We start from the raw sequence: 19,140 nt of genomic DNA on the forward strand, positions 1-19,140 counted from the left end.
GGGGAGAGGGGGGCAAGGCCATCACGCCCCGTTCCAGAAGGACCTTGAGCGATGTGTGCGCTCGCGACCATCCTGCGCAGCCTGCCGGCGGCGGCCCTTGCCGCCGGCCTGTCCTCAGCCGCCGCGGCGGGGGAGATCGTCGTCTCCCGTGGCGAGGCGCTGCAGGCGGCGCTCGACCGGGCTGAGCCCGGCGACATCCTGCGCCTTCAGCCGGGCGTCCATCGCGGGCCCGTCACCATCGGCCGGGCGGTGACGCTCGACGGGCAGGATGCGGCGACCGTCGCGGGCAGCGGCGAGGGCAGCGTCATCACCGTGACCGTGCCGGGCGTAACGGTGCGCAGGCTCACCGTGCGCGGCTCGGGGCGCAGCCTGGAGACGCTCGATTCCGGCATTCTCCTCACCCGCACCGCGGCCGGAGGCGCACTCGTCGAGCACAACCGCATCGAGAACAATCTCTTTGGCGTCTACGTGCACGGCGCCGCCGGGGCCCTCGTGCGCGACAACGTCATCGTCGGCCAGACGAGCGGCCGCTCGAGCGAGGCGGGCAACGGCGTCTCGGTGTGGAATGCGCCGGGGGCGAGGATCATCGGCAACGACATCAGCTTCGGCCGCGACGGCATCATGGTGATGTCGAGCCGCGACAACGTCTTCCGCGGCAACCGCTTCCACAACCTGCGCTTCGGCGTCCACTACATGTACACCAACAACAGCGAGGTCTCCGGCAACATCTCGCGCGGCAACGCCATCGGCTTCGCCATCATGTTCTCCAACCGGCTTACCGTGCGCGACAATCTCTCCGACGGAGACCGCGACCACGGCCTCCTCTTCAACTACGCCAACGGCTCGGTGATCGCGGGCAATGTCGTGCGCGGGCGCATGCTGCCGGCGACGCGCTGGCGCGACGCGGGTCTTTCGGCCGATGCCGGCGAGCACGGCCTGCCGGTCGGCGGGGCGGAGGCGCGCGAGGCCGACGGCGCCGCACGCACCGGCCCGGAGAAATGTGTCTTCATCTACAACGCCAACAACAACCGCTTCGAGGGCAACCGCTTCGAGGGCTGCGAGACCGGCATCCACTTCACCGCCGGGTCCGAGGGCAATGCCATGACGGGCAACGCCTTCATCAGAAACCGCACGCAGGTGAAATATGTCGGCACCCGCTTCCTCGACTGGTCGAAGGACGGGCGCGGCAACTACTGGAGCGACAACCCCGCCTTCGACCTCGACGGCGACGGCATCGCCGACATCGCCTACCGGCCCAACGGCATCGTCGATCGGGTGCTGTGGACGGCGCCGCAGGCCAAGGTGCTGCTCAACAGCCCGGCGGTGCAGGTGATCCGCTGGGCGCAATCGCAGTTTCCCGCCCTCTACCCCGGCGGGGTCGTCGACAGCCGGCCGCTGATGGCGCCGCCCGCGCCGCCGCCGCACCTGCCGCAAGGAGACCGGTCATGACCGCAACCGTCGCGCTCTCGGGCGTCGGCAAGCGCTTCCGCACCGTCGAGGCGGTGCGTGACGTCTCATTCTCGCTCGACGAAGGCGAGATCGTCGCCCTCGTCGGCCACAACGGCGCCGGCAAGACGACGCTGATGAAACTGATGCTCGGCCTCATCCAGCCGACCGCCGGCAGCGTGCGCGTGCTCGGCGAGGACCCGGCCTCGGGCGCCTTCGCCGCCCGCCGGCGCCTCGGCTTTTTGCCCGAGAGCGTGTCCTTCAACACGGCGCTGACCGGGCGCGAGACGCTCGCCTTCTACGCCCGCCTCAAGGGCGAGCCGGTCAGCGAGGCGCTCGCCCTGCTCGAGCGCGTCGGCCTCGGCGCCGCCGGCAGCCGCCGCGTCGGCACCTATTCCAAGGGCATGCGCCAGCGCCTCGGCCTCGCGCAGGCCCTCATCGGCGCGCCGCGCGTGCTGCTGCTCGACGAGCCGACGACCGGGCTCGATCCGGCGCTGCGCCAGAGCTTCTATGAGATCCTGCAGGAGCTGCGCTGCCGGGGCGCGACGATCCTGCTCTCGTCGCATGCCCTCTCCGAGCTTGAAGGCGAGACGGAGCGCGTCGTCATCATGAACCGGGGCGCCATGGTGGCGGACGGCTCCCTCGCCGAATTGCGCCGGCTCGCCCGCCTGCCGGTGCGCGTGCGCCTCACGGCAGCCGGCGGGCTCGACGGGCTCGCGGGGCGCTTCGCCGATTTCGGTCCGCTGCAGCGCGTCAACGGCCATGCGGTCGAGATCGCCGTCGACGACGCGCGCAAGATCGAGGTCGTGCGCCGCGCCCTCGCCGACGAGACGCGGATCGAGGACATCGAGGTGACGCCGCCGAGCCTCGACGAGCTCTATGCCCATTTCCTGCGCTCCGGGGAGGCGCGGCCATGAGAACGATCCTGATCATCGCCGGCAAGGAAATCCGGGACGGGCTGCGCAACCGCTGGGTGCTGGCCACGACCCTGCTGCTCGCCGGCCTCGCCCTGTCCCTCACCTTCCTCGGGGCGGCACCCTCCGGCGCGACCGGCGCCCAGCCGCTCGATGTCGTCATCGTCAGCCTGTCGAGCCTGACGATCTTCCTCCTGCCGCTCATCGCGCTGCTCATCGCGCACGACGCCGTCGTCGGCGAGGTGGAGCGCGGCACCATGCTGCTCCTCCTCAGCTATCCGGTCGGCCGCTCGCAGGTGATCCTCGGCAAGTTCGCGGGCCAGGTCGCCGTGCTCGGCTTTGCCACCTTCGTCGGCTACGGCGCGGCGGCGGCAGCGCTGCTTGCCAGCGGGGCGGAAATCGACGCGACGAGCTGGCTCGCCTTCGCTGCCATGATCGGCTCCTCGGTCCTCCTCGGCGCGGCCTTCGTCGCCATCGGCCAGTTCATCAGTGCCGCTTCCCGCGATCGTGGCACGGCCGCGGGCATCGCCGTCGGCGTGTGGCTCGTCTTCGTGCTCATCTACGATATGGGCCTTCTCGGGCTGATGGTCATGGACCAGGGCCGCACCGTCACCGCGCCGGTGCTCAACGCCCTCCTGCTCGCCAACCCGACGGATGCCTACCGGCTCTTCAATCTCACCGGCTTCGCCAATGTCAGCCAGTTCGCCGGCATGGCGGGCCTTGCCGGCTCCGCCGCCATGAGCCCGTCGCTGCTCCTCGGCGCCCTCGGCGCCTGGGCGCTCGCGCCGCTCGCGCTCGCCACGCTTGCCTTCTCGCGGAGAGAACTATGAAACGCCTTCTGGCCGTCGGCCTCGTCCTCGCCATGGCCACCGTCGCCGGGTGCCGGCAGGAGGAGGCCGCCGCCCCGCCGCCGCCCCATGCCCTGACGCGCGAGGCGCTCGGCGCCTATTGCGGCATGAACGTGCTCGAGCATCCCGGGCCCAAGGGCCAGATCATCCTCGACAGCCGGCTGCACCCGGTCTGGTTCTCCTCGGCCCGCGACGCCCTCGCCTTCACGATGCTGCCGGAAGAGCCGAAGGACATCCTCGCCATCTATGTCTCCGACATGGGCAAGGCACCGAGCTGGGAGGCGCCGGGCGAGCGCAACTGGGTCGAGGCGCGCAAGGCCTTCTTCGTCATCGACAGCACGCGGCGCGGCGGCATGGGGGCGGCGGAGGTCGTGCCCTTCGGCGAGCGAGCGGCCGCGGACGCATTCGCCGCCGACAACGGCGGGCGCGTCGTCACCTTCGCCGAGGTACCCGAGGATTACGTGCTCGGCTCCGGCGGGGCCGATGCGACCGGAGCCCTTACCAACCACGTCTTGCATTGAGACTGCCATGACGAATGTCCCGACGCGCCGCCGCTTCATCGGCATCAGCGCCGCCGCCGCCGGCCTTGCGCTTCTGCCGATCGGCACTGCCCTGGCGCAGCCGGCGGACGGCGAGGTGGTGGTCTGGCGCGGAACGGCGCTCGGCGCCGTCGCGACGCTCAGGATCCACCACAGGAACCGGTGCGCGGCCGAGCGGCTCGCCGCCCACGCCGTCGCGGAGGTGCGCCGTCTCGAAGCGCTCTTCAGCCTCTATCGTGACGATTCGGCCCTCGCCGCGCTCAACCGGCGCGGCGTGCTGGAGGCGCCGCCGCCGGAACTCGTCGCGCTCATCGAGGCGTGCCGGCGCTTCCACACGCTGACCGCAGGCGCCTTCGATCCGACCGTGCAGCCGCTGTGGGAGCTTTATATCCGCCACTTTGCGCAGGAGACGGCCGCCCCGGACGGGCCGCCCGCGGATCGCCTGGCCGAGACCCTGCATCGGGTCGGCCTGCAACATGTCATGGTGGACCGCAACCGCATCGCCTTCGCCCGCCCCGGCATGGCGCTGACGCTGAATGGCATCGCCCAGGGCTGGATCACCGACCGCGTGGTGACGCTGCTGCGCGCTGGCGGCATCGCATCGAGCCTCGTCGATATGGGCGAGGCGCGAGCCTTCGGACAGCGGCCCGACGGGACGGCCTGGCGCGCGGGCATCGCCGATCCCCACGCCGCCGGCCAACTCATCGAAACCGTCGCGCTCGACGACTGCGCCGTCGCGACCTCCGGCGGATACGGTCTGCGCTTCGATGCCGCCGGGCGGTTCGACCATCTCATCGATCCGCGCACCGGTCGCTCCCCCCGCCGCTATGACAGCCTCTCCGTCATCGCCCCGGACGCGACGACAGCCGATGCCCTGTCGACAGGCTTCAGCTGCCTTGGCGCGGCGGAGATCCGCCGCATCCGGCAGGAAGCAGGAGCCACCACCGTGCTGGCCACGAGCGGCGCCGAAACCCTTCGCCTCTGAAGCCGGCGCCTCGGCGATTCCCGCTCCACGTCGACGTGCGGCTCACCGTCGTCTGAGGTTCCGGCGCGCCTCTTCGTCTCGCAACTTGCGCGTCCTAAGTTCATAAATAGCAACTTTCAGCCAAATTTTTGCGGAACGCACAACACGACCTGCCTTCGGCCGGCCGCTCCCGACGGTGCACCAGCCTGCAAACAAAGAGGATCGATCTTGCCGGCCCGGCAGGGCCGCGCATCCGCAACTGGGTGTGAGCGGCATCGGCCAAGCTGCCTGCCCTGCATTTCGGCAGGGGCCGCAGATGTTGCAGGCGCATGATCGTGCTAGTCTTGCCGCAGGGCGGGAGCGAGGCGTGCTGGTGGACAAGAGCGATCTTTTCTACCTCACCGACGATATGCCTCAGAACGAAGAGGCCAGCGGGACGCGACCCTGGACGGTCGCCGTCATCGACGACGACCGGGCCGTGCACGAGGCGACGCTCTTCGCCTTGCGGGACTACCGGCTCGACGGGCGCGGCCTCGAGATCCTCAGCGCGAGTTCGGCCGCCGAAGGTCGCCGGCTCGTCGCCGAGCGGCCTGATATCGCGGTGATCCTGCTCGACGTCGTCATGGAGCGTGACGACGCCGGCCTCAGCCTCGTCGATTTCATCCGCCGCGACCTCGCCAACGAGACCGTCCGCATCGTCCTGCGCACCGGCCAGCCCGGCCAGGCGCCGGAGCGACGCATCGTCATCGACCACGACATCAACGACTACAAGGCGAAGACAGAGCTCACCGCCGACCGGCTCTTCACCACGCTGACCGCGGCGCTGCGCAGCTATGCCCAACTGGAGCGTCTCGGGGCAGCGCGCCGCGAGCTCGCCGACGCAAACGCCCTGCTCGAGCAGCGTGTGGCCGAGCGTACCGCCAGCCTGCGTGAGGCCAATGAGCGCCTCGCCGCCCGCAGCGCCGAACTCGCCCGGGCCAACCGTCTGAAATCCGAGATGCTCGGCACCATCGCTCACGACCTGAAGAACCCGCTCGGCATCATTCTCGGTCGAATGGAAATGCTGGACGATCTCGTGCGCCAGGAGCCGCCGCCGCGCGAGACCATGCGCGCGCAGGTGGAACACGTGCGCAACTCCGCCCGCCACATGAGCCGGATGATCGATGCGCTCATCGCCGACGCCATGGGCGATGCCCTCGACATCGCGTTGCGCCGCGGCCCGGTCGACCTTGCCGTGCTCGTTGCCGAGGTCGCCGCGAGCAACCGCATCCTCGCCGAGCGCAAGGGCCAGCGCCTCACCATGGAAGTGCCGGAGCGTCTCATGATCACGGGCGACGCCGACCGCCTGCGCGAGGCGCTCGACAACCTCGTGTCCAATGCCGTCAAGTACAGCCCCGGGGGCACGAACATCACGCTGTCGCTCGCGCGCGAGCCGGGCGGCGCCGCCTGCCATGTGCGCGACGAGGGACCGGGCCTCTTGGCCGAGGACGAGATGCGCCTCTTCGGCCGCTTCCAGCGCCTCTCGGCCCAGCCGACGGGCGGAGAGAGCGCGACGGGCCTCGGCCTGTTCATCACCCGCCGCATCGCCGAGCTGCACGGCGGCACGGTGACGGCGCAGAGCCACGGTCCGGGCCGCGGCACGACCTTCAGTCTCCTTCTGCCCCTCGACGACGGTGACGACGCGCCATGACGAACACGGGGCCGCACATCGCGGTGGTCGACGACGAGCCGGCCACCCGTGAGATGGTGGGCGACTACCTGCGCCTGCACGGCTTTGCCGTGACCCTGTGCGACGGCGCCACCAGCCTGCGCCATTTCATGGCCAGGCAGCAGCCGGACCTCGTGGTGCTCGACCTCAACATGCCGGGCGAGGACGGGCTGTCGGTGGTGCGCCAGCTCAAGGCGGCGGGCGACGTGCCGGTCATCATGCTCACCGCCACCGCGAGCGCCATCGACCGGATCGTCGGGCTCGAGCTCGGCGCCGACGACTATCTCGCCAAGCCGTGCGAGCTGCGCGAGCTCGTTGCGCGCGTCCGCTCGGTCCTGCGTCGCAGCACACGGGCCGGCGCCTCCCAGCCCGCAGCCGGCCGCAGCGTCCGCTTCGGCACCAAGTGGCTCGACGTCGACACCCACCGCCTGCGCGACGAGGCGGGCCAGTCGCAGCCGCTGACCAAGTCCGAATTCCTGCTGCTCAAGGCCTTCGCCGATCATCCGCGCCGCGTGCTTTCGCGCGAATTTCTGCTCGACGTCGCCGATGCACGTGATGCCGAGGCCTTCGACCGCGCCATCGACGTGCGCATCACGCGCATCCGCCGCAAGATCGAACCCGATCCGGCCAACCCGCGCTTCATCCGCACCGTGCGCGGCCTCGGCTACGCCTTCGAGCCCGACGGCGGATAGGCCTCCCGTTTCGCGCCCGGCCACGGGCGCGAAACATCATGTCACGTCCGCAAAGAAATGGCGGCTCCCGGCACCGGCAACGCAAAAGCCCCGCAACGGCGAGCGGGCAGGATGCCCTCCAGTCGGTCGGAGGGATCATGCGGATCAGGAACAAGATCATGCTCGTCGGCGGCATTCCCATCGCGATTGCCGCCGGCATTGCCGTCGCCGCGTGGCTGCTGCTGAACGAAGCCGAACGCGCCCGCAGCGGGGCCGTCCTCGCCGGCGCCATCTATCGCGACCTTCTCGTCGCGATGACCGTCCGTGATGATTACGTGAGCGCCAATCCGGTCGAGCGCGACCCGCATGCGGAGCGCTTCCGCGAGCGGGCGGCGCGCGCCCAAGTTCAGCTCGCCGCGCTCGGCCCGCTCGCGCGCACACAGGCGCAGCGGCGCGAGGTGGCGAGCCTGCAGGACACGCTCGCCCGCTATGTCGCGCGTATGGACGAATATATCGCCGTGACGACAGTGAATGACCGTCTCATCGCCGAGATGTCACTGCGCGCCGCGAGGCTCGTCAATCTGGCCGACGAGGCTCGTGCCCGGCAGCACGCCTCGAATGCCGACATCATCACGACGCTGACCGAGAAGGACCAGCAGTTGCGGCGCCTGCGCGACATCGTCGACCGGGCCTATCAGCTGCGCGCCACCCTGTGGGGCCTGCAGACGGCGCTGCGACAGCCCGACGGCAATGACCATGGCTTCGCTGTGGCGCAGATCAGCCATGCCGCCGGCAGCCTCGCCGAGGCGCTGGGTGCCGGGCGCAGCGGCGCCACCCGCGAACTGGACGACCTCACGCGCGCCGCGGCTGCGGCGGGGCCCGCCGAGACCGGCACGGTCGCCGAGCGCCTGCTCGCATGGTGCGACCGCCTGCTCAAGATCGAGGTGACGGCCCAGCGTGCCCTGCAGGAAGAGGTGGCCCAGCTCCTCACCTATTCCGTCGAGGCCAACGAGACCGAGCAGGCCACCCAGAACGTCGCCGTCTCCACCCTAAAGCTCGGCCAGGAGACGCACGAGGCGCTCACCCGCCGCGATGCCGACGTCGCCGAGCGCAAGCTGGCGCGCAGCGGCGAACTCGCCGCCATCGCAGCCGCCCTGCCGATCTCACCCCTCATCCAGACCGACATGATCGATGCCATCACCGAGTGGGGCGAGCGGCTCGGCACCACGATCGAGGGCATCCGCAAGCAGAACGCGATGATCGCCGACATGGACCGGACAGCGGCGGCCATGGTGGCCAAGGCGCGCTCGCTCAACGAACTCTTCACGGGCGATGCCGACTGGCTTGGCGCCTTCATCGGTCACGTGCTCGTGATCGGTGCCACCATCGGCCTGCTGTTCGGCTCGGTGGTCGCCTTCGCGGCCGCCAAGTCGATCACCATGCCACTGCGCCGCCTGCAGAGCAGCATGCTGGCACTCGCAGCCGACCCGCTCGCCGGGCGCATCACCGAATCCGACCGGCGCGACGAACTCGGCGACATGGCGCGGGCGGCCAATGTCTTCGTCACCGAGATCAGCCGACGCGAGCGCGACCTGCGCCACGCGAAGGAACGGACCGACGAAACGCTGGCCGAGCTGCAGCAGACGCAGGCGGACCTCATCCAGGCGGAGAAGCTCGCTTCTCTCGGCCAGCTCGTCGCCGGCGTGGCCCACGAGATCAACACCCCGCTCGGCATCGCGCTGACCACCGCCACGCTGCTGGGTGACGAGGCGCAGGAATTCGAGCGGGCGCTCGACGGCAACCAGCTGGCGCGCTCGCGCCTTGCCCATTTCCTCGATCGCATGAAGGAGGGCTCACGCCTGCTCTTCGACAACCTCGGCCGGGCGAGCGACCTCGTGCACAGCTTCAAGCAGGTCGCGGTCGACCAGGTGAGCGACGAGCCGCGCCGCTTCGAGATGAAGGGCTGGCTCGACGACGTGATTCGCAGTCTCGGGCCGCTGCTGCGCAAGACGCGGCACATGGTCACCGTGGACTGTCCCGTCCACCTGCAGGTCGGCACATATCCCGGGGCGCTCGCGCAGGTGCTGACCAATCTCATCATCAATGCCGCCCTGCATGCCTATGAGGAGGGCGAGAGCGGGCGCATCACCGTCACCGTGCAGGACGCTCCCGAGCTGCTGCGACTGACCGTGCGCGACGACGGCAAGGGCATCGCGCCGCAACATCTGGGGCGCATCTTCGATCCCTTCTTCACCACCGCCCGTCATCGTGGCAGCACCGGGCTCGGGCTCCACATCGTCTACAACCTCGTCACCAACAAGTTGCAGGGACGCATCGACGTGGAGAGTCGTCCGGGCGCCGGCACCGCCTTCCGCATCGAGATGCCGAAGCAGCTTGCCGGCGAACCCCGGCCCGAAGCCCTCGCGGCGCTCTGACAAAGGGGGAGAACATGGTGAAACATCTGGTGGCGGCCGCCTGCGGGCTCGCCCTCGCCGCCTCGCCCGCCGCCGCCAAGACGCTGGTCTTCTGCTCGGAAGGCAGCCCCGAGGCCCTCAACCCGCAGATCGTGACCACGACGACGGGCATGAACGCGGGACGGCCAATGTTCAACAACCTCGTCGAATTCGTGCCCGGCACGACGCGGATCGTGCCGGCGCTCGCCGAATCCTGGGAGATCTCGCCGGACGGCACGGTCTACACCTTCCGTCTGCGGCGGGGGGTCAAGTTCCATGCCAACGCCGTCTTCACCCCGACCCGCGACTTCAACGCCGACGACGTCCTTTTTTCCCTGATGCGGCAATGGAAGGAGGATCATCCCTTCCACGGCACGCCGGGGGCCACCTTCGACTATTTCCGCGACCTCGGCATGCCGGACCTCATCCGCGCCATCGAGAAGGTTGACGACCACACCGTCCGCATCCGCCTCGCCCGCGCCGAAGCGCCGTTCCTCGCCAATCTCGCCATGCCTTTCAACGTGATGCTGTCGGCGGAATACGGCGATCTCCTTCTGCGCCGGGGCGAGCCCGCGCGGCTCGATGCCGATCCCGTCGGCACCGGGCCGTTCGCGCTCGTCGGCTACCAGAAGGACATCGCCATCCGCTACCGGGCCTTCGCCGACCACTGGAACGGGCGGCAGAAGATCGACACCCTCGTCTTCTCCATCACGCCCAATCCGGCCGTGCGGCTCGCCAAGCTCAAGGCGGGCGAATGTCACGTCATGGCCTTCCCCAACCCGAGCGACCGGGAGACCATCGCCGCCAATCCATCGCTGCGCCTCCTCCAGCAGGAAGGGCTCAACATCGGCTATCTCGCGATGAATGCCGCGCGCCCGCCCTTCGACAAGGTCAAGCTGCGGCACGCCGTGAACATGGCGATCGACAAGCGCGCCATCATCGAGGCTGTGCACCGGGGCACAGGCACGGTGGCCAAGAATCCGATCCCGCCCCTGCTGTGGTCCTACAACGAGGCGATCGAAGATTACCCCTATGACCCCGGGCAGGCCCGGCGCCTCGTCGCCGAGGCGGGCTATCCGGACGGGCTCGACACCGAGCTTTGGTACATGCCGGTCAGCCGGCCCTACAATCCCGACGGCCGCCGCGTCGCCGAGCTGGTGCAGGCCGATCTCGCGCGCATCGGCATCCGTGCCCGTCTCGTTACCACCGAATGGGACCAGTATCGCGCCAAGCTGCAGGCCGGCGAGCCGCCCCTCGCGCTATACGGCTGGACCGGCGACAACGGCGACCCCGACAATTTCCTCAACGTGCTGCTCGGCTGCGCGGCGGCCCGGCCCGGCGGCAACAACGTCGCCAAGTGGTGCCTGCCCGCATACGACGCGCTCGTCACGCGCGCCAAGGCCACGAGCAACCGCAACGAGCGCGAGGCGCTCTACCGGCAGGCGCAGCAGGTCTTCAAGCGCGAGGCGCCCTGGGTTCCCCTCGCCCATTCCATCGTCTTCATGGCCACGCGCAAGGAAGTGAAAGGCTTCGGCATCGACCCGCTCGGGCGCCATGTCTTCGAAGGTGTTGACCTCGAGGCAGAAACTCCGCGTTGAAAGCGAAGCCCAAACGAAAGCTGAAATAGCCAGAATCGAACGAATATTGCGGCAGAATCGCAAATGACGAAATCGAAAACGTTTCGGACGCAATGTGCCTGAAATGCGGTTCGTGCATTCTCGACCCCATCGGCACTACCGGCCGGGCTCCCGCCCGGCGGCGGGCCACCGGCTCGTGGGTCAGCCATGCGCGCTCCTCTTCCGCACATACAACGTCACCGGCACCGGACGGCGACATTCTCTCTCGCCGTTCTCGTCCTGCCTCTCGTCGTCGGACTTCCCCTTGCGGTGTGGCTCGACCTGAGGGGCCTGTCCACCCGGATGATGCAGGGTGAGGCGACCGAGATCGGCGTGCTCATCGACGAGATGCGCACCTATTACGCCAATGACGTGCTCGGGCGGCTCGACGGCGAAAGCCATGGCGAGGACGCCCCCATGCCGACGGCCATGTCCATCGAGCTCGGCAAGCGCATCAGCGCGCGCGATGGAGCGGTCAAGATCCGCATCTTCTCGGATTTTCCCTTCCGCAAGCGGGCGGGCCATCCGATCGATGCCTTCGAGCAGACGGCCCTGGAACAACTGCGGCAGGATGCGGCAAGGCCGGTCGTCGACGTCTCTGGCACGCTCGTCGACCGCACCGTGCGCATCGCGACGCCCATCGTCATGGGCCCGGCCTGCGTCGCCTGCCACAACAGCCATCCCGACAGCCCGAAGCAGAACTGGCGCGTCGGCGACGTGCGCGGCGTGCAGGAGGTCACCGTGCGCCGGCCCATCGAGGCGAGCATCTTCTCTTTCCAGTCCCTGCTCGTCTATTTCGCCGTGGTGGCGGCGTGTGGCCTCGCCTTCATCCGCATGCAGAGCCGGCAGGCGGCCGTCATCCGGCACATGAACGGCGAACTCGCACAGGCGAACGCCTTCCTCGGCACCGTCTCGGCCAAGATCGCGCGCTATCTCTCGCCGCAGGTCTACCGCAGCATCTTCAGCGGCGCCAAGGAGGTCGCCATAACCGCCGAGCGCAAGAAGCTCACCATTTTCTTCTCCGACATCAAGGACTTCACGGCCCTGACGGAGCGCCTGCAGCCGGAGGACCTGACCGCGCTCCTCAACGAATATTTCACCGAGATGTCGGTCATCGCGCTGCGCCACGGGGCGACCATCGACAAGTTCGTCGGCGACGCCATCCTGCTCTTCTTCGGTGATCCCGATACGCGCGGCGTCCGGGAGGACGCGGCCGCGGCCGTGCGCATGGCGCTCGACATGCAGGCGGCGCTCGGCCGGCTCAACGCCGAATGGCGCAAGCGCGGCCTCGCCGAGCCGCTCGAGGTGCGCATGGGCATCAACACCGGCTTTTGTCACGTCGGCAATTTCGGCAGTGACAACCGCATGGACTACACGATCATCGGGGCGGAGGCGAACCTCGCGGCGCGCCTGCAGGCCGTCGCACAGCCGGGTTCGATTGTCATCAGCTACGAGACCTATGCGCTGGTGCGCGACATCGTCGAAGCCGAGGCGCTTGCGCCGATCGCGGTCAAGGGCGTGAGCCGCGCCGTCGTGCCTTATGTCGTGCGGGGACTTTCCGGAGCGGCCGAAGCCGACGTCATCCATGGCCAGGTCCAGGGCCTCGATCTCTTTCTCGACATCAAGGCGCTCGACGCAGGCTCGGCAGGCGAGACGCGCCGGCTCCTCGAAAAGGCGCTGACGGCGCTGGAGACCCGGGCCGGACGGGAGAGGCCGCGCGCCATGTGACCAAACCGCTGCCTCCGATGCTGCCCCGCCGCGGGTTCCGGAGATGGCAGCGGCAGGAACGGCGCAGCGATGATGCCGACGGCACCAGCGCGCCGCATGTTCCCAACCGTTCGACTCGCTCATCAACAAAGCAGCCGCGCATCCGCCTCAGCGATTCCTCGGCAAAAGGGAACGACCCTGAGCAGGTCGTCGAATTAGGGGGGATGAGAGCCGCTCAGGGTCAGGAGTGGTTAGCGTTTGGGCTGGAACAACGCCAAGTTGAAACACTTTTCTGCAACACAACAAATCTACCGTGAATTATTATCGATAACAAGTTGCAAGATCGGCAGTATTTATTTGTCCGCAAATAGTAATGCTAGTTGAATATTTCAAGGAAGCCGGTGCCGCTGCTCGCGCTCACCGTCGACGACGCCGTCCTCAAAACCGAGGAGCCCTTCATGCGGATTGCGACGCGGGACGGACGCTGGTTCGCGACCCGCGTGACGAATCCGCTCGGCTCGCCGGCCAATCCGGTCGGCGAGGCGGCCTTTTTCGACAAGACGCGCGGGCTGTGCGGCATGGCGCTGTCGGCACCCGCCGTCGGACGCCTCATCGCCGGAGTGCACGATCTCGGTGGTGACCCGGACATGCCGTGGCTCGGCGACGTTCTCGGCCCCCCACGTCCGCCGCCCGTCTTCGACTGACCCTCGGCCTGGCTGCTGCGCCTGAGAGGGATGATGTTCGAGCATCCCAAGCGCTATCGTCCCCTTTTTCCGCGTGCGCACGCTGCTGACACGGGACATCCACTGCGAGCACCGCGCGCTGCTCGGTTCGGCGCTCGAATGCGACACCACCCGCGCGGTCGACGCCATCGGCACGCATGTGCAGCGCACGACGGACGCCGTCGTTGCCGCCCTCGCGGACGCGGGGCGCGTACGAGGGGGACCCGCCGGCTCCGGCCATTTCCCGGCGCTGCGGTCCGGATCGGATGGAAAGGCTCGTGCTTCGTGCATTGCCCATTGCGCGCCGCCCCTCCGTGGGCGTATTCCGGCGCTCGGGCGCACTGCCGGGACCAGAACGCCGGTCAGCGTGCGGCTATGCAGCCGGCGGCAGCCGCCGACCTCCTCATGCTCACCGTCGGCACCTGACGAGGCTCCCGATGCTCGACCTCCCGACTCGCCCGACCGAAGCCGCATCCGACATGACCGGCCCGCTCTTCGCGCTCGACGATGTCGCCTTCGCGCTGCCCGAGCGCACCCTGCTTGGACCGCTCTCATTGACCCTCCCGGCGAAGCGCGTCGTCGGCCTCATCGGTCACAACGGCTCCGGCAAGTCGACGCTGGTCAAGCTGCTGGCGCGCCAGCAGCAGCCGTCGGCCGGCACCGTGCGTTTCGCCGGCCGGCCGCTGCCGGAATGGGGCGACCGGGCGTTTGCCCGCAAGGTCGGCTACCTGCCGCAGCAGACGCCGCCCGCCACGGGCATGCTGGTGAAGGAACTCGTAGCGCTCGGCCGCTATCCCTGGCACGGCGCGCTCGGGCGCTTCTCCGCCATCGACCGGGAGAAGGTCGCCCAAGCGATGGCGCTCACCGATGTCGAGATCTTCGCCGACCGGCTGGTCGACACCCTGTCCGGCGGCGAGCGCCAGCGTGCCTGGCTCGCCATGCTGGTGGCGCAGGATACCGAATGCCTGCTGCTCGACGAGCCGATCTCCGCCCTTGACGTCGCCCATCAGGTCGAGGTGCTGGCGCTGGTGCGCCGTCTCGCGCACGAGCGCGGCCTCGCCGTCATCGTGGTACTGCACGACGTCAACATGGCGGCGCGCTTCTGCGACGAGATCGTCGCCCTGCGCGGCGGCCGCCTGCTCGCCCGCGGCACGCCGGACGCGATCATGACGCCGCGGCAGCTCGAGACCATCTACGGCATCGCCATGGGCGTGATGCGCCACCCCGACACCGGCGAGCCCATGGGCTTCGTGCGGTAGCTAGACCGGCGCGTGGTCGAGGCCGCGGATCTTCAGGTCGTCGGGCGCTGAAACATAGTTGAACGTCAGGAGGCGCGCGGCAGCCGGCGAGACGGCGCGGTTCACCGCGAAGACGGTGACGGCGCCCGGCACGAGGGGCGCGAGGCTCTGGGGCGCGAGCCCGACGAGGACGTCGCAGGTGGCGCGCACGACGCCCTCGTGCGTCACGACGACCGCGTCTCCGGGCGCGCGGGCGAGGATGTCCGCGATGGCCGCGCCGACGCGCCCACGGAACGCCTGCCACGTCTCGCCCCGGGGCGGCGTATGGGTGCCGAGCCGCCAATCGCGATAGGCGTGCCTGTCCTCGGCCTCGATCTCCGCAATGAAGCGGCCCGTCCAATCGCCGAGGTCCATCTCGCGCAGGCGGGGATCCGTCACGGCGTCGGGAAAGCCGAGGATCTCGGCCGTGCGGCGTGCGCGGCCGAGGTCGGAGGAGACGACGAGGCCGGGCGCCGGCTCCGCAGCGAAGAAGGCGGCCGCCCGCCGCGCCTGGGCGATGCCGCGCTCCGACAAGGGGGCATCGGCATGGCCCTGCAGACGGCGCTCGGCGTTCCACTCCGTCTCGCCGTGGCGGATGAGGATCAGTCGCATGGGATGGGTCCTGAGGCTCAGGCGGCGACCGCCTCGTCGATGAGGGACGGCAGCTCGGACATGGTGTCGAGGAGGCGGTCGGCCCCGAGCTCGGCGTGGGGCCGGTGGCTGTAGCCGTAGGTGACGGCGAAGGCGCGCACGCCGGCGGCTCGCGCCGCCTCCACGTCGTGATAATTGTCGCCAACCATGATCGCCGCTTCGGCCGGCACGTCGAGGCGCGCCAGCGCGGCCACGAGTGGCGCCGGGTGCGGCTTGCGCTCGGGCAGGCTGTCGCCGCCGATCACCGCGCCGAAGAAGCCGGCGAGGCCGAGCGCCTCGAGGATGTCCATGGTCGCCGCATGGGGCTTGTTGGTGACGACGGCGAGCCTCAGCCCGCGCCGCTTGAGCTCATGGAGCACCTCCGGCACGCCGGGATAGGCCGCCGTGTGACGGGCGGCGCCCGTTTCGTAGATGGCGAGGAAACGCACGACATGGGCGGGCAGGCGGGACAGGTCGCCCCCCGTCGCGGCGAGCGCGCGCTCCACGAGCTTCGCCGCCCCGTCGCCGATCATCGACTTGACCGCCGCGAGGCTCACCTGCGGCAGCCCCTCCTCGGCGAGAAGGGCATTGACCGCGTCGGTCAGGTCGCGGGCACTGTCGACGAGCGTTCCGTCGAGGTCGAAGAGAATGGCCTTGGGGGGCGTCATGGGAAGCTCTCGGATTGGGAAGCGCGAATGTGGAGCGGCGTCGCGCGGCGGCGGGAGGACACCGCCGCGCGAGAAATCGCCGCAACGCATATGCCACGCGGCGGACCGCTGCACATCCCTTCAGGATGCAAGCCAGACAGCCGCATTCAGCGACAGGCCCACCTCGACGGCGGCGCCCGGCTTGTGGATGGCCTCGCCCGACTGGAAAGGTACGTCGATCGAGACCTCGGCGGAGCCGACCTTGACCCCGTAGCGCACCGTCGAGCCCAGGAATTCGCTGTGCAGGACCGTGCCCGGCAGGGACACGTCGCGGGCGCCGTCGGCCCCGAGCGAGGCATGCTGAGGGCGGAAGACGAGCTTGGCCCCCTCCGGCACCGTGACATGAGCCGGGATCGGCAAGCGCACGCCGGCGTCGATCTCGAAGAGGCGCGCCCCGCCCTCCTCGATCACGCGACCGGGCACGATGTTGGCCGTGCCGAGGAAGCTGGCGACGAACAGGTTGGCCGGCTTCTCGTAGAGCTCCATGGGCGAGCCGACCTGCTGCACGGCGCCGTCGTTCATGACGGCGATACGGTCGCAGATCGTGTTCGCCTCCTCCTGGTCGTGCGTGACGAAGATCGTCGTCAGGCCGAGGCGCTGCTGCAGATCGCGCAGCTCGCGCCTCACCTGCACGCGCATCTTCGCATCGAGGTTGGAGAGGGGCTCGTCGAGCAGCAGCACCTTGGGCTCAATGGCGATGGTGCGGGCCACGGCGACGCGCTGCTGCTGGCCGCCGGAGAGCTGCGAAGGGCGACGGTCGGCGAGATGCGAAAGGCCGACGAGTTCCAGCGCGGCCGCGACGCGCCGCTCGATCTCGGCCCTGGGCACCTTCCTTTCCTCGAGGCCGAAGGCGACGTTGCGCTTCACGCTCATGTGCGGCCACAGGGCATAGGACTGGAAGACCATGCCGACGTCGCGCTTCCACGGCGGCAGGTGCGACACCTCCCGCCCGCCGACCAGCACCTCGCCGCCGTCGGCGCGGTTGAAGCCGGCGATCAGGCGCAGCAGCGTCGTCTTCCCGCAGCCCGACGGACCGAGGAAGGCGAAGAACTCGCCGGGCCGGATGTGGAGGTCGATGCCCTTGAGGACATGGTTGGTGCCGTAGGAGAGATCGACGCTGCGGATATCCACGTCGACGGCCTGGGCGCCGAGGGTGGAGACGGAAAGGGGCTGGTTCATTGGCGTTTTCCCTTGGGGGCGGCGGGGCGCATCAGTGCCCCGCCCCCTTGGCGTTCTGGCTCTTCTCGATGATGAGGTGCGAGGCGAAGGTGCACAGGGCGACGAGCAGCACGGCGATGACGCCGAGCGCCGCCCCCGGCCCGCGCCCGGCGGCCGATTGCATGAAGACGTAGAGCCCGTAGGCGAGCGGCGCATCCGCGTTCGACTGCACGAGCATCAGCGTCGCCGACAGTTCGACCGCCGCCGTGGCGAAGCTCGTCACGAAGCCCGCAAGGATGCCGCCGGCCATCAGCGGCAGAACGATGCGGCGCACCGTGCGCACCTTCGTGGCACCAAGGTTCTCGGCCGCCTCCTCGAGCGAAACCGAGATCTGCTGGAGCGCGGCATAGCAGGCGCGCAGCGCATAGGGCAGGCGCCGGATGGCGAGCGCCAGCACGATCACGATCCACAGCGTCGCGAGCGGCGTCCCGTCCGGCAGCTGCACGCCGTAGAAGGTGCGCAGATAGCCGATGCCGAGCACGACGCCGGGAATGGCGAGCGCCGCCGTCGCCGCCCAGTCGAGCCATTGCCGGCCGATGAGCTTCGTGCGCAGCACGAGATAGGCGATGGCCGTGCCGAGCACCACGTCGATGAGTCCGGCGAGCGAGGCATAGATCAGCGTGTTCTTGACGTAGACGAAGCTCTCGCCGAACACGCGGCCATAATGCGCGAGGGTGAAGCCGTCGGGCAGCGGGCTGAAGGACCAGATCGTGGCGAAGGACAGCAGCAGGAGCCCGATGTGGGGCGCGAGCACGAGCAGGAGGATGAGCAAGACGGCCGCATAGGCCGCGACGCTCTCCCACGGCCGCATCTGCCGCTTGGCGAGGCCGCCGCCGCCACGCTGGACGGTGGCGTAGTCCTTGCCGCGCATCGCCCGCGCCGACACCCACATGGCGAGGATCGACATCACGATGAGCACCACCGAGATGACGTAGCCCATCGGATCGGCGATGCCGATCGACGTGACGCGCAGATAGGCCTGCGGCGCCAGCATGTCCTTGACGTTGAGCAGGAGCGGCGTTGCGAGGTCGTCGAAGACCTTGACGAAGACGAGCGAGGCGCCGGCGATATAGCCGGGCATGGCGAGCGGGAAGACGATGCGGCGGAACAGGCGGAAGCCCGAGCAGCCGAGGTTCTGCGCCGCCTCCTCCATCGCCCGGTCGATGTTGCGCAACGCCGCCGAAAGATTGATGAGGATGAACGGGAAATAGTGCACCGCCTGCACGAAGATGACCCCGTTCAGCCCCTCCATGAAGGGGATGCGGAAGCCGAACCAGTCGTTGAGCAGGAGGTTGACCGTGCCGTTGCGCCCGAAGAGCAGCAGCATGGCGACCGCGCCGACGAAGGGCGGCATGATCAGCGGCAGGAAGCCCAGCGTCTGGATCAGCATCGCGCCGCGGAAGTCGAAGCGCGTGGTGATATAGGCGAGCGGCAGGGCGAAGATCGAGGCGAGCACCACCGACATCGCCGAGACATAGACCGAGTTCCAGAAGGAGCGGATGAAGAGGTCGGTCCGCGCGAAGTCGACGAAATTGACGAGCGTGAAAGTGCCCGTGCCCTTCTCCGTGAAGGCGACGTAGATCACCGTCCCCACCGGGATGATGAGGAAGAGGGCGAGGAAGACGGTGATCGCGAGGGCGAGGGCGAGCTGCCCCGGCGTCGCGGACGTCATGAAATGCCGGAAAGGTCCGGACGGCGCATGCGCACGCCCGGCGGTCGT

General features: G+C 69.1%; 16 protein-coding genes. 12 read left to right on the top strand and 4 right to left on the bottom strand.

The window, feature by feature from the left end; genetic code table 11:
- Positions 1 to 51: 51 nt before the first annotated feature.
- The 12 genes from P2T65_RS04515 (at position 52) to P2T65_RS04570 (ending at position 14,847) form a co-directional block, all read left to right on the top strand.
- Entirely contained in the window at positions 52 to 1,449 is a 1,398-nt protein-coding gene (locus P2T65_RS04515; RefSeq protein WP_276199288.1) for a nitrous oxide reductase family maturation protein NosD, read from the top strand.
- On the top strand, positions 1,446 to 2,363 hold the full coding sequence (locus tag P2T65_RS04520; RefSeq protein ID WP_276199289.1) for an ABC transporter ATP-binding protein: 918 nt from the start codon (positions 1,446 to 1,448) through the stop codon (positions 2,361 to 2,363). Before P2T65_RS04515 ends, P2T65_RS04520 begins: the two co-directional genes overlap by 4 nt.
- A complete protein-coding gene (locus P2T65_RS04525) occupies positions 2,360 to 3,190 on the top strand; it encodes an ABC transporter permease subunit (protein WP_055458782.1) in 831 nt (276 codons plus the stop codon). The genes P2T65_RS04520 and P2T65_RS04525 overlap by 4 nt, the downstream gene beginning before the upstream one ends.
- Positions 3,187 to 3,729, top strand: coding sequence for a nitrous oxide reductase accessory protein NosL (locus tag P2T65_RS04530; RefSeq protein ID WP_055458781.1), 543 nt, complete (start codon positions 3,187 to 3,189; stop codon positions 3,727 to 3,729). The genes P2T65_RS04525 and P2T65_RS04530 overlap by 4 nt, the downstream gene beginning before the upstream one ends.
- A 7-nt stretch (positions 3,730 to 3,736) precedes the next feature.
- A complete protein-coding gene (locus tag P2T65_RS04535; RefSeq protein ID WP_055458780.1) occupies positions 3,737 to 4,732 on the top strand; it encodes an FAD:protein FMN transferase in 996 nt (331 codons plus the stop codon).
- Between the two features lie 388 nt (positions 4,733 to 5,120).
- Positions 5,121 to 6,401 carry a hybrid sensor histidine kinase/response regulator gene (locus P2T65_RS04540; protein ID WP_276199399.1) on the top strand — a complete coding sequence of 427 codons (1,281 nt, stop codon included), beginning with the start codon at positions 5,121 to 5,123 and terminating at the stop codon, positions 6,399 to 6,401.
- On the top strand, positions 6,398 to 7,111 hold the full coding sequence (locus P2T65_RS04545) for a response regulator (RefSeq protein ID WP_276199290.1): 714 nt from the start codon (positions 6,398 to 6,400) through the stop codon (positions 7,109 to 7,111). The genes P2T65_RS04540 and P2T65_RS04545 overlap by 4 nt, the downstream gene beginning before the upstream one ends.
- Before the next feature lie 137 nt (positions 7,112 to 7,248).
- Complete coding sequence (locus tag P2T65_RS04550) at positions 7,249 to 9,525, top strand: HAMP domain-containing sensor histidine kinase (RefSeq protein ID WP_276199291.1); 2,277 nt, start codon at positions 7,249 to 7,251, stop codon at positions 9,523 to 9,525.
- Positions 9,526 to 9,539: 14 nt separating this feature from the next.
- Positions 9,540 to 11,141, top strand: coding sequence for an ABC transporter substrate-binding protein (locus P2T65_RS04555; protein ID WP_063188362.1), 1,602 nt, complete (start codon positions 9,540 to 9,542; stop codon positions 11,139 to 11,141).
- Positions 11,142 to 11,327: 186 nt separating this feature from the next.
- Positions 11,328 to 12,887 carry an adenylate/guanylate cyclase domain-containing protein gene (locus P2T65_RS04560; protein WP_071924610.1) on the top strand — a complete coding sequence of 520 codons (1,560 nt, stop codon included), beginning with the start codon at positions 11,328 to 11,330 and terminating at the stop codon, positions 12,885 to 12,887.
- 380 nt (positions 12,888 to 13,267) lie between these two features.
- Positions 13,268 to 13,570 (top strand): hypothetical protein, encoded by a 303-nt coding sequence (locus tag P2T65_RS04565; protein ID WP_055458775.1) that lies wholly within the window; start codon positions 13,268 to 13,270, stop codon positions 13,568 to 13,570.
- A gap of 455 nt (positions 13,571 to 14,025) precedes the next feature.
- Complete coding sequence (locus P2T65_RS04570) at positions 14,026 to 14,847, top strand: ATP-binding cassette domain-containing protein (protein ID WP_055458774.1); 822 nt, start codon at positions 14,026 to 14,028, stop codon at positions 14,845 to 14,847.
- On the opposite strand, the gene P2T65_RS04575 is transcribed toward P2T65_RS04570, so the two are convergent.
- The 4 genes from P2T65_RS04575 to P2T65_RS04590 form a co-directional block, all read right to left on the bottom strand.
- Positions 14,848 to 15,477, bottom strand: a complete 630-nt coding sequence (locus P2T65_RS04575; protein ID WP_276199292.1) for a histidine phosphatase family protein — start codon at positions 15,475 to 15,477, stop codon at positions 14,848 to 14,850.
- Between the two features lie 17 nt (positions 15,478 to 15,494).
- Entirely contained in the window at positions 15,495 to 16,163 is a 669-nt protein-coding gene (gene gph, locus P2T65_RS04580) for a phosphoglycolate phosphatase (RefSeq protein WP_276199293.1), read from the bottom strand.
- 120 nt (positions 16,164 to 16,283) lie between these two features.
- Positions 16,284 to 17,381, bottom strand: a complete 1,098-nt coding sequence (locus P2T65_RS04585; protein ID WP_055458771.1) for an ABC transporter ATP-binding protein — start codon at positions 17,379 to 17,381, stop codon at positions 16,284 to 16,286.
- 31 nt (positions 17,382 to 17,412) lie between these two features.
- Positions 17,413 to 19,092 carry an iron ABC transporter permease gene (locus P2T65_RS04590; protein WP_276199400.1) on the bottom strand — a complete coding sequence of 560 codons (1,680 nt, stop codon included), beginning with the start codon at positions 19,090 to 19,092 and terminating at the stop codon, positions 17,413 to 17,415.
- Positions 19,093 to 19,140 lie beyond the last annotated feature (48 nt).

Origin of the sequence: Chelatococcus sp. XZ-Ab1 (assembly GCF_029309855.1) — a bacterium.
Lineage (GTDB): Bacteria > Pseudomonadota > Alphaproteobacteria > Rhizobiales > Beijerinckiaceae > Chelatococcus_A > Chelatococcus_A sambhunathii.

Bases quoted from the DNA above. Each gene is read 5' to 3' on its own strand.
- P2T65_RS04520 (WP_276199289.1), top strand. From the start codon at position 1,446: ATGACCGCAACCGTCGCGCTCTCGGGCGTCGGCAAGCGCTTCCGCACC.
- P2T65_RS04560 (WP_071924610.1), top strand. From the start codon at position 11,328: ATGCGCGCTCCTCTTCCGCACATACAACGTCACCGGCACCGGACGGCG.
- P2T65_RS04585 (WP_055458771.1), bottom strand. From the start codon at position 17,381: ATGAACCAGCCCCTTTCCGTCTCCACCCTCGGCGCCCAGGCCGTCGAC.
- P2T65_RS04575 (WP_276199292.1), bottom strand. From the start codon at position 15,477: ATGCGACTGATCCTCATCCGCCACGGCGAGACGGAGTGGAACGCCGAG.
- P2T65_RS04530 (WP_055458781.1), top strand. From the start codon at position 3,187: ATGAAACGCCTTCTGGCCGTCGGCCTCGTCCTCGCCATGGCCACCGTC.
- P2T65_RS04525 (WP_055458782.1), top strand. From the start codon at position 2,360: ATGAGAACGATCCTGATCATCGCCGGCAAGGAAATCCGGGACGGGCTG.
- P2T65_RS04545 (WP_276199290.1), top strand. From the start codon at position 6,398: ATGACGAACACGGGGCCGCACATCGCGGTGGTCGACGACGAGCCGGCC.
- P2T65_RS04570 (WP_055458774.1), top strand. From the start codon at position 14,026: ATGCTCGACCTCCCGACTCGCCCGACCGAAGCCGCATCCGACATGACC.
- P2T65_RS04590 (WP_276199400.1), bottom strand. From the start codon at position 19,092: ATGACGTCCGCGACGCCGGGGCAGCTCGCCCTCGCCCTCGCGATCACC.
- P2T65_RS04550 (WP_276199291.1), top strand. From the start codon at position 7,249: ATGCGGATCAGGAACAAGATCATGCTCGTCGGCGGCATTCCCATCGCG.
- gph (WP_276199293.1), bottom strand. From the start codon at position 16,163: ATGACGCCCCCCAAGGCCATTCTCTTCGACCTCGACGGAACGCTCGTC.
- P2T65_RS04515 (WP_276199288.1), top strand. From the start codon at position 52: ATGTGTGCGCTCGCGACCATCCTGCGCAGCCTGCCGGCGGCGGCCCTT.
- P2T65_RS04535 (WP_055458780.1), top strand. From the start codon at position 3,737: ATGACGAATGTCCCGACGCGCCGCCGCTTCATCGGCATCAGCGCCGCC.
- P2T65_RS04540 (WP_276199399.1), top strand. From the start codon at position 5,121: ATGCCTCAGAACGAAGAGGCCAGCGGGACGCGACCCTGGACGGTCGCC.
- P2T65_RS04555 (WP_063188362.1), top strand. From the start codon at position 9,540: ATGGTGAAACATCTGGTGGCGGCCGCCTGCGGGCTCGCCCTCGCCGCC.